Here is a 13845-nt window from a genome sequence, read left to right as displayed (position 1 = left end):
TTGGAACCCTTGGCAAAACGCGGCCAGCGACGATTTCTGCCAACCGGTGTAAGCAGGACTAACAACATGTACAAGCGATACCCGTCGGTGCAGTCCATGAGCGCGTTTATCCACGCAGCGCGTAGCGGCAGTTTCTCCAGCGCTGCGCGCAAGCTCGACCTGACTCATAGCGCTATCAGCCAGCAGATCCGCGCGCTGGAAGATTTCATCGGCCAGCCGTTGTTCGTGCGTGAAGGTGGCGGCAGCAATCTCACCGATGCCGGGCAATTGTTTGCCAGCGTGCTGTCGGATGGTCTGGCGCAGATTGATCGGGCACTGTCCTCGGTGAAAAATCGCAGCGTGGCGCAACGTCTGACGCTGGATGTCGACAGTGAACTGGCGCAGAGCTGGCTCAATCCGCGTTTGCCACAACTGCTCGATGGCTTGCCGGATTACGAGGTGACGCTGCTGTCGATGCCGCGCAGTGATCGCAGCACGTTCGAGCGGGTCGATCTGGCGCTGCGTTATGGCTATGGCGATTGGGACGACTGTGAAATGACCCAGATCTGTGGCGATCGGGTGTTGGCGGTGGCCTCTCCCGAGCTGCTGGAGCGCTATGGGTTGCAGTTGCCATTGAGTCCGGCGCAGGTGCTGGAATTGCCGTTGTTGGGGTATACGCGGCGCTCATGGATTCCGTGGCTGGATGCGGCCGGGATGCCTCCGGTAGAACCCCCGGCGCGGGTGGTGTTTGATAATGCGGCCAATCTGATTGCCGCCGCCGAGGCGGGTGTGGGTGCCGGACTGGTGCGGGGATTATTGGCTGCCGATGCATTGCGCAATGGGCGGTTAGTGGCGTTGAACGAGGCGCAGATTGCGGCGCATTACAACCTGTATGCGGTGTGGCCGCATGGGCAAGCTGAGCGGGTTGGGCCGGTGGTTGAAGTGATCAAGCAGTTGGCTTTGCATACACACCACTGACGCTTTCGCGAGCAGGCTCGCTCCCACAGTTTGACCGCATTTCTCCAGTTGGAATGCAATCCCCCTGTGGGAGCGAGCCTGCTCGCGAAGGGTTCGGCACAATCACCACAAAAACCAAAACCATATCGCCCAAGTATCACCACCGCGCCCAATTAATATTGTACGAAACGCTCCCCCCTTTCCAATACTCGCCCCCAGCAGCCACCCACCCGGGCCGGATGCAAACAGGCGAGGGAATGCGCGTGTCCAGCGCATAGAAATGGCCGATTACCCGGGACGTGGATGCCGAGAGCCGCAAGGCTCCCTTCCCCGCTATCAGGAGATCGACTTCAATGATCATCGATATCAGCTGCTATCCCACCGATCTGGTGGACCTCGCCTGGAGGCATGACGGTGACCCGTTCACCGGCGAGCGTCTGCTGGAGATGATGGATGGCCCGTACATGGTCAACGGCAAACCTCGCCGCATCGACAAAGCCTTCATTCAGCCGCCGCAGGGCAACACGATTTACACCTGGACCGACGGCGAACTCTCGGGCCGCGAATCCATCGACGCCTACATGGCCTACACCCTGAAAATGGTCCAGACCTACCCCGACCGTTTCATCGGTTGCTTCGTCTACAACCCGCGCTGCGGAGTGCAGAACGGCGTCGAGGCGATCGAGCGCTACGTCAAGGAACACGGTTTCAAGATGGTCCAGATGCAGGCCAACATGCACGCCTACCGGCCTGATCGCGCACTGGACTGGGTGCGTCCTTGCTTCGAGAAGTGCGCCGAGCTGGGCATCCCGGTCAAGCTGCACACCGGCGACGGCCCTTACAGCATCCCGTCCGAATGGGTGCCGATGATCAAGGAATTCCCCAACGTCGATTTCATCATGGCCCACTTCGGCGTGCAGACCGGCGGCGTCTACGTGTTCGAACCGATGCAATGGGCAATGGAGCTGCCCAACGTTTACTGCGAATCCGGCTGGTGCCTGCAATCGCGAATCGTCGAATTCGCCAAGGTCTTGCCAACGCACAAGATTCTGTTCGGCACCGACACCCCGCCGAACGAACCGGGCATGTGGCTGCGTCTGCTCGAAGTGCTGTGCCACGAACCGCCGCAAGGCCTGAACCTCGACGAGGACACCCTCGAAGAGTACCTGGGCAACAACACCGCGCGGATGATCGGCCTAGAGCCAACCCCGCCACCGCGTTCCGTTTCTGAAGCAGAGGCGCAGCTCAAGCGCCCCGTCACCACCCAACTGGCCAGGAGCTGAAGCGATGATTATCGATACCCATCTGCACCCCACCAATCTGGTCGACGAGGCCTGGCGCCACACCGGCGAACCGTTCACCGGCGAACGCATGCTCAAGCTGATGGACGGCCCGTACATGATCAACGGCAAGCCGCGCCGTATCGACATGGGTTTCATCCAGCCGCCACCGGGCAATACCGGTTATCGCGACGGCAACCGCCGGGGGCGTGAGGGCGTGCGCGATTACATGTCGTACATCGCCGAGCTCTGCATGAAGTACCCGGATCGCTTCATCGGCAACTTCAACTTCAACCCGCGCTGGGGGCCGGAAAACGGGGCGGCGGAGCTGGAATTCCACATCAAGGAATACGGTTTCAAGATGCTCAAACTGCACGCCAACATGCACGGCTATCGCCCGGATCGGGCCTTGGACTGGTTGCGTCCGGCAATGAAAGTCTGCGCCAAGTACAACATCGTCGTGCTGATCCACACCGGCGACGGCCCGTACACGATTCCGACCATGTTCTACCCGATCATCCGCGAGTTCCCGATGGTCAATTTCATCATCGGCCACTTCGGTATCCAGACTGGTGGCAACTACTCGTTCGAAGCGTTCTGGATGGCCATGGACACGCCGAACGTGTACTGCGAATCCGGTTGGTGCTTCCAGTCGCGGATCGTCGAATTCGCCAAGGAACTGCCGCGCAACAAGATCGTCTTCGGCACCGATTCACCGCCGAACGAACCGGGCATGTGGCTGCGTGAACTGGAGGTGCTGTGCTCGCCGGCGCCGCAGGGGTTGGGGATTGATGAGGATCATCTGGAAGACTACCTGGGCAACAACATCGCCCGGTTGTGCGGGATCGAACCGACGCCACCGCCGAAGGATCTGGTTGAGGCAGATATTCGCCTGACCACGACTTATCTGTAGGCACACAGCGACTTTACAGGCACGAAGATGATCCGGCGTTCGTTCGACCGGCAGGCCAACGGCTTGTCGATTGATTGCCAACTCACCCCTGCGTGCCTGCTTTTTACGAGGTGAAACCATGACCCGTTCGACGCTCGGCGACTCTCAGGACTTTCACGCGTTCATCGATGCCTATCGCCGTGAATACCCGGACGATGTGCTGACTATCACCCAAGCGCTTTCTGCCGATCAGGACGTCACCGCCCTGGTCGACGCCCTTGCCGGACAGGGCCGCGATCCGCTGCTGATCTGCGAAAACGTCGGCGGTCTCGGCGTGCCGGTGGCGACCAATCTGTTCGCCTCCCGCACCCGCATTGCCCGAATGTTTGGCGTCACACCGGCGCAGCTGCACGAAACCTTCCAGACCCGTGCCAACCAGCCAATCCCGCCACGTTTCGTGGAAAGCGGCCCGGTGCTGGATGAAGTGTTCGAAGGTGAAACGCTGGATCTGGCGCTGCTGCCGATGCTCAAGCACTTCGACAGCGATCGCGGCCCGTACATCACCAACGCAATCATCATTGCCGAAGACCCCGTCACCGGCATCGCCAACATGAGCTATCACCGCTCGATGCGCCATGCCCGTCAGGCCCTCGCCACCAGCCTGCATTCACGCGGACACCTGTGGCGGATGCTGCAAACCGCCCGCGAGCGCGGTGAAGAGTTGCGGGTGGCCATGGTGGTCGGCGCGCACCCATTGTTCATGCTCGCCGCTGCTGCACGTTTACCCTACGGCAGCGATGAACGCGCGGTGGCGGGCGGCTTGTTCGGCGCGCCGCTGGAGCTGGTCAAGACGCCACGCTACGGCATCGGTGTACCGGCGTATGCCGAATTCGTGCTCGAAGGCGCGATTGATCCGACGGCTTACGCCGAGGAAGGCCCGTTCGGAGAGTTCAGCGGTTACTCCTCGGATCGCTCGACCAACAATGTGCTGCGTGTCGATACCCTGCTGCGGCGCAAGGACGCCTGGCTGGTCGACGTGATGGGTGGCCGCTACGCCGAACATCTGACGCTGGCGCGACTGCCCCGTGAAGCGGAAATGAGCGAAAAGCTCAAGGCGCGTTTCCCCGCCGTCACTGCCGTGCATTACCCGAACTCCGGCACGCATTTCCATTGCTATGTGGCGCTGGATCAGAGCCGTGACGGCGAGGCGCGGCAGATCATGCTGGCCTTGCTCGGCTGGGACCCGTACCTGAAAACCGTGATCGCGGTGGACAGCGATATCGACATCAGCGATGACAGCCAAGTGCTGTGGGCGCTGGCCACGCACTTCCAGCCGCACCTGGATATTTTCACCATCGACGGCTTGCCCGGCAGTCCGCTCGATCCGTCGTCTTCGGCGAACGGCACCACGTCACGCATGGGTCTGGACGCCACACGCGGCTCGGGTTTTGACGGGATCAAGGCGCAACTCGATCAGGACGTGCTCCAACGCGCCCGGCAACTGATCAAAGGGCTGCAGTCATGAACCGTCAGCGGATGGTGGTCGGCATCAGCGGCGCGTCCGGCTTCATCTACGGCGTGCGTCTTCTGCAATTGCTCGCCGAACTCGACATCGAAAGCCACCTGATCATCAGCCGTGCCGCGCTGCTGACCATGGCCCACGAAACCGACTACAAACTCGCTGACGTCACCGCCCTGGCCAGCCACTACCACCGCGCCGATGACGTCGCCGCCGGGATCGCCAGCGGTTCGTTCCGCTGCCTGGGCATGGTGGTTGCGCCGTGCTCGATGCGCACGTTGGCGGAGATCGCCACCGGTACCTCGTCGGGCCTGATCGGCCGCGCTGCCGACGTCACCCTCAAGGAACGCCGCACGCTGGTGCTGATGGCCCGCGAAACCCCGCTGACCCTGGCCCACCTGCGCAACATGACCGCCGTCACCGAAATGGGCGGAATCATCGCCCCGCCGGTGCCGGCCTTCTACGCCCGCCCGGAAAATCTCGCGCAATTGGTCGACCACAGCCTCGGCCGGGTGCTCGACCTGTTCGGGCTCGATGCCGGTACTGCCACCCGCTGGCGCGAAAACCCCGAACCCTGTGGGAGCGAGCCTGCTCGCGAAAGCGGTGGGTCAGTCGGCATCACCGCTCAATGACACACCGCATTCGCGAGCAGGCTCGCTCCCACAGTTGATCGCACTCCGACAAAAACACAGGTAAGGAGCTTTAGATGAACACCCCCTTCAACGCCCCAACCCCGAACACCAAAATCCCCGTCACCATCCTCACCGGATTCCTCGGTGCTGGCAAAACCACCCTGCTCAACTACATCCTCAAGGAAAACCACGGCCGCAAAATCGCCGTGATCGAAAACGAATTCGGCGAAGTCGGCATCGACGGTGATCTAGTGCTGAGCTCGGAAACCGAAGAAATCTACGAGATGGTCAACGGTTGCGTGTGCTGCACCGCCGAGGTTCGCGAGGACCTGGTACGCATCGTCCGTGAACTGGTGGCGCGCCCGGTGCGGCTCGATCACATCCTGATCGAGACCAGCGGCCTCGCCGATCCGTACCCGGTGGCACAGAGCTTTTTCATCAACGACCCGATTGCCGATGAAGTCGAACTCGACGCCATCGTGACCATGGTCGACGCCAAGCACATCGCCCAGCATCTGGAAGATCTGCAACTGGACGGCGTCGACAATCAGGCCGTGGACCAGATCGTTTGCGCCGACCGCATCGTCATCAACAAGGTCGATCTGGTCAGCCCTGAAGAGGTGGAAACCCTGCGCGGCAAAATCCGTGGATTGAACGCCACGGCGGATCTTGTGACCTCCACCCATGCGCAAATCGACCTGTCGAAAATCCTCGGTATCGGCGCCTTCGAAGCCACACAGAAGCTGATGGAAATCGGCACTGATGAGCACGACCACCATGACCACGAACATCACCACGAAGAAGCGGACCACCAACACGACCCAAGCGTGTCCTCGGTCGGCATCGCCGTGGACGGCGCGGTCAATCTGATGGCCTTCCACCGCTGGATCAGTGAACTGCGCTCTTCGCAGGCCGACAACCTCTACCGCATGAAAGGCGTGCTGGCGGTGGCCAATGAAGACCAACGCTACGTGCTGCAAGGCGTACACAGCCTGGTGGAGTTCAGGGCTTCGACCCCGTGGGGCACGGAGCCGCGCTCGAGCAAGATCGTGTTCATCGGCCGCGACCTGGACCGCGCGGCGCTGAACCAGGGCTTTGCCGCCTGCCTGGCAGGCTGAACAAGGCATCGGAGCCGGTGGATGGCGGTTCCGGGCACGAATGACTGATGCCGATCAGGCACTGTAAATCTATGGAATGAACCCTGTGATGAGGTTACTTGTGGCGAGGGGATTTATCCCCGATGGGGTGCGAAGCACCCCCAAAACCTGAACTCGCGGTTGATCAGACAAACCGCATGCACAGCATTTGCGACTGCTTCGCAGCCGATCGGGGATAAATCCCCTCGCCACAGGCTCCCCTTCACTCCAAGCGCTCATTCCAACAACCGATCTTCAGTGTTCCCAGGTTCGCAAGCATCAGACGAATACCCCTCTCTACCGCATAAAAACAGCCAGAGGTGTTTCCCCATGTCGTCAGCCACATCCCCATCGCAAACCGCATCCACCGTACATCCCGTCGACCGCATTCTCCCGGTACGACAGATGCTCACCCTCGGCCTGCAACACATGGCCGTCTCGTACATCGGCGCCATCGCCGTGCCGTTGATTGTCGCCAGTGCCTTGAAAATGTCCCATGCCGAAACGGTGGCGCTGATCAGCACCACGCTGTTCTGTTCCGGCATCGCCACCCTGTTGCAAACCGTCGGGTTCTGGAAGTTCGGCGTGCGTCTGCCGATTCTGCAAGGCGTGGCGTTCAGCAGCGTCGGCCCGGTGATCGCCATCGGCAGCAACCCGGAGGTGGGGTTTGCCGGCGTCTGCGGGGCAGTGATCGGCGCGGGTGTTTTCACCATGTTGATGGCGCCGTTCGTGGGTCGATTGCGGCGGTTTTTCCCGCCAGTAGTGACCGGGTGCATCGTCACCGTGATCGGTTTGCAGCTGTTCCCGATTGCCTATGAATGGGTCGGCGGCGGGCGCAATACGAGCAACTTCGGTGCACCGGCGTTTCTCGGTGTGGCGGTGGTGGTGTTGCTGACCATTCTGCTGGTTAACCGTTACGGCAGCCCGATGCTGCGCAATATGGCGGTGCTGTTGGGCATGCTGGCCGGTGCAGGTCTGGCGTATGGCCTGGGCATGGGCAGTTTTCACAGCGTCGAAGAAGCGCCGTGGCTGACCGTGCCCTATCCGTTCTACTTCGGTTTGCCCACCTTCAGCCTGATTCCCATCGCAACCATGGTGGTGGTGATGATCGTGCAAATGGTCGAGTCGATGGGGCTGTTCGTGGCCATCGGCGACATCGTCGAAAAACCCGTGGAAGACAAGCAGGTGGTCAACGGCCTGCGCGCCAACGGTCTGGCCAGCACCATCGCCGGGATGTTTGCTGCGTTCCCGTTTATTGCCTTCATGGAAAACGTCGGCCTGGTGATTTTGACTGGCGTGCGCAGCCGTTGGGTGGTCGCGGTCAGCGGCTTGCTCATGTGCTCGATTGCTTTGGTGCCGAAGGCCGGGGCGATCATCGCCTCGATGCCGACCGCAGCCCTCGGCGGCGCCGGCATAGCCATGTTCGGCGTGGTCGCGGCGGCGGGGATTCAGACCCTCGCCAAAGTCGACTACGAGCGCAATCGCTACAACGTGCTGATCGTCGGTTTCACCCTCGCCGCCGCGCTGGTGCCGGTGCTCGCACCCACCCTGTTCAAACAATTACCCGAGTGGTCACAGCCGTTCCTGCACAGCAGCGTGGTCATCGCCTGCCTGGTGTCGGTGCTGCTCAATGCTGCGCTCAATGGCGTCAGCGTGCCCGACTCCACCGCCAGCAAGTCCGCCTCGCACATCCTCTGAACTGGAGCCTGCCATGACTCAATTGCAAAACATCCTGATCAAAAACCCGGTCGCGGTCATGACCGGCCTGCGCGGCCCGCGTGCCCGTGCAGGCGCCGTGGACATCCGCGTGGTCAATGGCCGGATCGCTGAAATGGCCGCCAACCTTGAGCCATATACCGGCGAACGGGTGATCGACGCGCGCCACTGCGTGGTCTATCCGGGCTGGATCAACACCCACCATCACCTGTTTCAGAACCTGCTCAAAGCCGTTCCCGAAGGCTTGAATCAGGATCTGCAAGGCTGGCTCGCCAGCGTGCCCTACCCGCGCCTCAACCGCTTCACGCCACAATTGGCACGAATCGCCGCGCGGCTGGGCATGGTCGAGTTACTGTTGTCCGGCGTCACCACCTGCGCCGATCACCACTACCTCTACCACGCCCACGGCAGCACCGAGACCGGCGATTTGCTGTTCGATCTGGCCGATGAATTCGGCTTGCGTTTCGTCCTGTGCCGTGGCGGCGCACTGGAGTCCGCCAGCGCTCATCCGGGCTTCTCGAAAACTGCCCTGCAACCGGAAAGTCTGGAGCAAATGGTCGGCGACATCGAACGGCTGAAATCGCTGTATCACCAGGACACACCGGATGCGATGCGACGTGTCGTGGTGGCGCCGACCACGCCGACCTTCTCGCTGCCGCCCACCCTGCTGCGTGAACTGGCCCACACCGCTCGCGGCCTCGGTCTGCGTCTGCACACGCACTTGTCCGAGACGCAAAACTACGTGAACTTCTGCCGCGAAAAATACAACTGCCTGCCGGTGGAATTCGTCGCCGAACACGAATGGCTTGGCCCCGACGTCTGGTTCGCTCACGCCGTGCATCTGCAACCCGGCGAAATCCGCATGCTCGCGCAAACCGGCACCGGCATTTCCCACTGCCCGGTGAGCAATGCGCGCCTGGGTAGCGGCGTCGCGCCCATACCGCAAATGTATGAGGCGGGCGTGCCGATCTCCTTGGGCGTCGACGGCGTGGCCTCCAACGAATCCGGAAGCATGGTCGGCGAAGCCAACACCGCGTGGCTGATCCACCGCGCCGAACAAGGCGCTTCGGCGACCACGGCAGAAGACGTCATCCATTGGGGTACGGCAGGCGGCGCGCAGGTGTTGGGTTTGGGCGCGGTCGGCACGCTGGAAATCGGCCAGGCAGCGGATCTGGTGATCTACAGTCTCGATCACCCACGCTTCTACGGTTTCCACGACAGCGCCGTCGCACCGGTCGTGGCGGGCGAACCGATCACAGTGAAATACAGTCTGGTCGGCGGCCGTGTGGTCGTGGATAACGGCGTGATTCCGGGGCTGGATATCGAACGCATGCGCGCCGAGGCGTGGGAAGGTGTGCAGGCGATGATGAAGGTCGAAGATTGATCCCACCGCCAAACCGTGTAGGAGCTGCCGAAGGCTGCTCCTACACAAAACCGGTGGATTCGCGACTTCAGGGATTCTCGACTAACGTTACTTCCTCATCGGACAGAGCCCCTGCCAGCCACACCGGGCTCTTGATCAAGGAGAGACTGATGACGTACCGCCGCAACATCGAACAGACCTACCGCACCTGGTCCAGCCCGATCCTGCTGGAGCTGAAAAAGCGCGAGCACCAAATGAAGCCAGTCGAACGTCAGGCGTTGGAGAATGTACTGGCGGAAAGGAGGTTGCTGGATATCGGCAACCCTGACGGCGTCGAGCGCCGCCAGGGCAAATAAGGGGCGTGAGTCCGTTATCAATCCAGCAATCCGGCGCTCTTCAGCAGTTCGCCCAATCCCTTCGGCACCACATGCCAGCGCACGGTGAAGGGAGCGCCGTCGCTTTCATGACCCTCAATCTGCGTATGCGCGTACACGCTGGCGTCGGCAAACATCGCATCGTAGACCTGGACAATTTCGTGTCCCGGTTTGCCGTTGTAGATGAACAGGTTTTCGAGGGTGCCGAGCAGGCGCAGGTTCGTCATGGACAGGCCCAACTCTTCCTGCACTTCGCGCACGATCGCTTCGGCGCTGGTCTCGCCGAAATCGATTCCGCCCCCAATAGGTCGGAAACAGGTTTGCCGGCTCGCCGGGTCACGAAACTGGTTAACCAGAATTTTTCCGTTGTGGTGAAAAACACAGAGAGCTAGGGCGCGGATACGAGGTTCGGCCATGGGCTGAAATCCATTTACAGGTGTGAGGCGCGGCATTTAAACACGATTTGCGCGGCACACCTGTGGCCGTCATTTGAAGCGCACACCTCAGACCGGAGAAATCGTCGCGAGCAGGCCAATCATGATGGTCAGTACCAAAAAGCCACCCAGAAAAAACGCCATCTTGTTCATGTTGCTCTCCTCAATGCTGAGCTTGCGGTGCACTGGACGCTTCGGGATGAAGGACTGTCGCGAGTGACCGAACTGCCGGGGCATTTTGATCCTGCATCTGAACCGATTACAGAGGCAGATTGAAACGAAAAAAGCGTATCAGATGGGATCTGATCTGTAGGAGCTGTCATAGGGTGGTATTCAGGCAGCGACAACAAGCTTGCCCTGCCAGCGCTTTGATCTAGAGTCGAAGAACAATAAAAACCCAGAGGTGCAAATGACTGACCTGAATCTGCAACCCAGTGCTGCCGAATCCCTGAATCGCTGGCACGAGATGATCCGTACCGGCGACTTGAGCGCCCTGCCCACGCTGCTTGATGCCAACGCCGTGTTTCGCTCACCGATGGCGCACACGCCCTATCCCGGCGCGCAGGTGGTGGCGATGATCCTCAACACGGTGTTCAAGGTGTTTGAGGATTTTGAATATCACCGGGAACTGTCCACGGCTGACGGGTTAAATGTGATTCTGGAGTTCAGCGCCAAAGTCGGCTCTAAGGAGCTCAAGGGCATCGACATGATTCGCTTCGATGAGCACGGCAAGATTGTCGAGTTCGAAGTAATGGTGCGCCCGTTAAGCGGATTGCAGGCGCTGGGTGAAGAGATGGGGCGACGGCTTGGGGCTTATCTGGCTACCGCCAAAGCCTGAACGTCCGCCCACGGTACAGACACAAAAAAGCCCACTGACCGTCGCCGGTTCAGTGGGCTTTGTGTGTCAGGCGTCTAGTTACAGAGCCATGTCACGTGCAGCGTTTTCCTTCGGAGCTTCAGCTTTTTCAGCTGCAGGTGCAGCCGGAGCAGCAGCCTGACCGATCACGGGTGGAGTCGGCAGTTCGAGGATTTTGGCGGTGTAAGCCCACTCGGCAGCCACTTTGGCTGGATCGCTGTTCAGCTGGGTGCCGTAGCTTGGAACGATCTGGTGCAGCTTGGCTTGCCATTCTGGCGTTGCCACTTTGTCTTTGAAGACTTTCTGCAACACGCTCAGCATGATCGGTGCAGCGGTCGATGCGCCTGGCGAGGCGCCCAGCAGACCGGCGATGGAGCCGTCTTGTGCAGCAACGATTTCGGTGCCCAGTTTCAACACGCCGCCAGCGGCTTCATCACGCTTGATGATTTGCACGCGTTGGCCGGCTTGCCACAGGCGCCAGTCTTCAGCTTTGGCGTTCGGGAAGTATTCCTTCAGCGCGTTCAGACGGTCTTCATCCGACAGCATCAGTTGGCCAGCAAGGTACTCGACCAGCGGGTATTCCTTGATGCCGACCTTGGTCATAGGCCAGATGTTGTGGGTGGTGGTGCTGGTCAGCAGGTCCAGGTACGAGCCTTCTTTCAGGAACTTGGTGCTGAAGGTCGCGAATGGGCCAAACAGGATGACGCGCTTGCCGTCCAGAACACGGGTGTCCAGGTGCGGAACGGACATAGGAGGAGCGCCAACCGAGGCTTTACCGTAAGCCTTGGCCAGGTGCTGTTCGGCGATGGCCGGGTTATCGGTCACCAGGAACGAGCCGCCAACCGGGAAGCCAGCGTATTCCTTGGCTTCAGGAATGCCCGACTTCTGCAGCAGGTGCAGAGCGCCGCCGCCAGCGCCGATGAACACGAACTTGGCGTCGGTTTCGGTTTTGGTACCGTCTTTCAGGTTTTTGTAGCTGACGCGCCAGGTACCATCTTCGTTCTTGGTGATGTCCTGGACTTCGCTGGACAGTTTCAAGTCAAAGTTAGGCTTGGTCTGCAGGTAACCGGCGAACTGGCGGGTGATTTCGCCGAAGTTCATGTCGGTGCCCAGCGGGCTCCAGGTGGCCGCGATTTTCTGGTTCGGGTCACGCCCTTCCATCATCAGCGGAACCCACTTCTTGATCACAGCCGGGTCTTCGGAGTACTGCATGCCGGCGAACAGCGGGCTCGCTTGCAGGGCTTCGTAGCGCTTTTTCAGGAACTTGATGTTGTCATCGCCCCACACGAAGCTCATGTGCGGAGTGGTGTTGATGAACGAGCGAGGGTTCTTCAGAACGCCTTGCTGAACCTGCCAGGCCCAGAATTGACGGGACACCTGGAACGCTTCGTTGATCTCGACGGCTTTCGGGATCGTGACGTTGCCTTTGTCGTCTTCCGGGGTGTAGTTCAGCTCAGCCAGAGCCGAGTGACCGGTACCGGCGTTGTTCCAGCCGTTGGAGCTTTCCAGGGCGACGCCATCAAGGCGCTCGACCATTTCCATCGACCAGCTTGGCTCCAGCTCATTGATCCACACACCCAGGGTGGTGCTCATGATGCCGCCGCCGATCAGCAGTACGTCAACTTTCTTGGCCTCTGCCGCATGAACGGACGTCAGCCCCATCGACAAAGCCAGCCCTAGCAAGGCCGTGTTCACTTTTTTAAACATCTGTTGCACCTATGATAAAACGCCTTCCGCCCGCCGCTTTTATCTGTATGCGATCCGCTTTGATGACGCTCAGGCTGGCGTCGCAGATTCCGGCACACTTCAATTTTGACGGGTGGGCACACAAGGCCGACATGCTGCATCGACCCCAGTTAATGTCCCTTCTGAACTGACTTCTTATCATTATTGGCTCAGCTACTTGAGCGACAGGGATTCCGTCGGCCCGCCCTAAAGGCAAGCAAACTGAATAAGGTCAAACCAAGTTGGCGCGAAGAATATCACGTCAGGGCAAACCCGCGCGTCTGTTCCCGACTTGAGAGTCTTTTTCCGCTCTGGGCGTTATCGGCCAACCGGCGCTGAACATGAACCGGCGAAGGCTGTGCCCGCAGCCGTCGACCTTTTTCAGTATAGATACCCTGGCGATTCAGTGCGTGCGGCAGCTGCCGTATCCATAAAGAATCTGCTAAGTTGTACGATGACTGACAAATTCAAAACAATTGATCAGTCATCAACCCGATAACAACAAGGAAACACCTCATGACCAAGACCAGACTCCTGATCGGTTTTCTCTGCGCCTTCAGCGGATATGCCATGGCTGCTGCCGCACCGGCGGAAAAAGATGTCGCCCAAGCGGTCGATCATCTGACCCAGGCGATGCTGCACAAAGACATCGCCGAGTTGAACGCTCTGACGGCCAGTAACCTGACCTACGGCCATTCCAGCGGCAAGATTCAGGACAAGAAAGAATTCATCGCCGACATCGAAACCGGCAAAAGCGCGTTCAAGACCCTCAAGATGCAAAAACAGACCATCACCCTGTCCGGCGACACAGCGCTGGTACGTCACCACTTTTCCGCGCAGGCGTTGAAGGGGACTGAAGTGGTGCCGACCGAGATCGAGAACTTCCAGATCTGGCAGAAGCAGGACGGCAAGTGGTTGCTGGTGGGGCGGCAGGCGTTCAAGTTCTGATTGGACTAAATCTCCTTCAGATTAATCAATCGCG

General features: G+C 60.0%; 14 protein-coding genes. 11 read left to right on the top strand and 3 right to left on the bottom strand.

The window, feature by feature from the left end; genetic code table 11:
• Window positions 1-66: 66 nt before the first annotated feature.
• The 9 genes from ACA069_RS11725 (at window position 67) to ACA069_RS11685 (ending at window position 9830) form a co-directional block, all read left to right on the top strand.
• Window positions 67-957, top strand: coding sequence for a LysR substrate-binding domain-containing protein (locus ACA069_RS11725; protein ID WP_187681328.1), 891 nt, complete (start codon window positions 67-69; stop codon window positions 955-957).
• Window positions 958-1289: 332 nt separating this feature from the next.
• A complete protein-coding gene (locus tag ACA069_RS11720) occupies window positions 1290-2219 on the top strand; it encodes an amidohydrolase family protein (protein WP_123535936.1) in 930 nt (309 codons plus the stop codon).
• Window positions 2220-2223: 4 nt separating this feature from the next.
• Window positions 2224-3129, top strand: coding sequence for an amidohydrolase family protein (locus ACA069_RS11715; RefSeq protein WP_034152486.1), 906 nt, complete (start codon window positions 2224-2226; stop codon window positions 3127-3129).
• Between the two features lie 118 nt (window positions 3130-3247).
• Complete coding sequence (locus ACA069_RS11710) at window positions 3248-4633, top strand: UbiD family decarboxylase (RefSeq protein WP_401269283.1); 1386 nt, start codon at window positions 3248-3250, stop codon at window positions 4631-4633.
• Window positions 4630-5259 carry a UbiX family flavin prenyltransferase gene (locus tag ACA069_RS11705; protein ID WP_497617639.1) on the top strand — a complete coding sequence of 210 codons (630 nt, stop codon included), beginning with the start codon at window positions 4630-4632 and terminating at the stop codon, window positions 5257-5259. Before ACA069_RS11710 ends, ACA069_RS11705 begins: the two co-directional genes overlap by 4 nt.
• A 74-nt stretch (window positions 5260-5333) precedes the next feature.
• Entirely contained in the window at window positions 5334-6377 is a 1044-nt protein-coding gene (locus tag ACA069_RS11700) for a CobW family GTP-binding protein (protein WP_497617638.1), read from the top strand.
• A gap of 348 nt (window positions 6378-6725) precedes the next feature.
• Window positions 6726-8093, top strand: a complete 1368-nt coding sequence (locus tag ACA069_RS11695) for a nucleobase:cation symporter-2 family protein (RefSeq protein ID WP_497617636.1) — start codon at window positions 6726-6728, stop codon at window positions 8091-8093.
• A gap of 13 nt (window positions 8094-8106) precedes the next feature.
• Window positions 8107-9495: an amidohydrolase family protein gene (locus tag ACA069_RS11690; RefSeq protein ID WP_497617634.1), complete on the top strand. Its 1389-nt coding sequence runs from the start codon at window positions 8107-8109 to the stop codon at window positions 9493-9495.
• A gap of 149 nt (window positions 9496-9644) precedes the next feature.
• Complete coding sequence (locus ACA069_RS11685; RefSeq protein WP_497617632.1) at window positions 9645-9830, top strand: hypothetical protein; 186 nt, start codon at window positions 9645-9647, stop codon at window positions 9828-9830.
• Window positions 9831-9847: 17 nt separating this feature from the next.
• On the opposite strand, the gene ACA069_RS11680 is transcribed toward ACA069_RS11685, so the two are convergent.
• Together ACA069_RS11680 and ACA069_RS11675 are read right to left on the bottom strand one after the other, a co-directional pair.
• A complete protein-coding gene (locus ACA069_RS11680; protein ID WP_497617630.1) occupies window positions 9848-10264 on the bottom strand; it encodes an NUDIX hydrolase in 417 nt (138 codons plus the stop codon).
• 87 nt (window positions 10265-10351) lie between these two features.
• Entirely contained in the window at window positions 10352-10519 is a 168-nt protein-coding gene (locus tag ACA069_RS11675) for a hypothetical protein (protein WP_187677100.1), read from the bottom strand.
• 172 nt (window positions 10520-10691) lie between these two features.
• Between ACA069_RS11675 and ACA069_RS11670 the strand changes: the two genes are divergently transcribed.
• Window positions 10692-11120, top strand: a complete 429-nt coding sequence (locus ACA069_RS11670) for a nuclear transport factor 2 family protein (RefSeq protein ID WP_401269265.1) — start codon at window positions 10692-10694, stop codon at window positions 11118-11120.
• A 78-nt stretch (window positions 11121-11198) separates the two neighbouring features.
• On the opposite strand, the gene mqo is transcribed toward ACA069_RS11670, so the two are convergent.
• A complete protein-coding gene (gene mqo / locus ACA069_RS11665) occupies window positions 11199-12845 on the bottom strand; it encodes a malate dehydrogenase (quinone) (RefSeq protein WP_123529021.1) in 1647 nt (548 codons plus the stop codon).
• Between the two features lie 534 nt (window positions 12846-13379).
• On the opposite strand from mqo, the gene ACA069_RS11660 reads away from it, so the two are divergent.
• Window positions 13380-13811: a nuclear transport factor 2 family protein gene (locus tag ACA069_RS11660; protein WP_497617627.1), complete on the top strand. Its 432-nt coding sequence runs from the start codon at window positions 13380-13382 to the stop codon at window positions 13809-13811.
• Window positions 13812-13845: the final 34 nt, after the last annotated feature.

It is taken from the genome of Pseudomonas sp. LBUM1652 (assembly GCF_059716105.1).
Note: the sequence above shows the minus strand (reverse complement) of the source record. Positions and strands in the feature narration are given on the sequence as shown.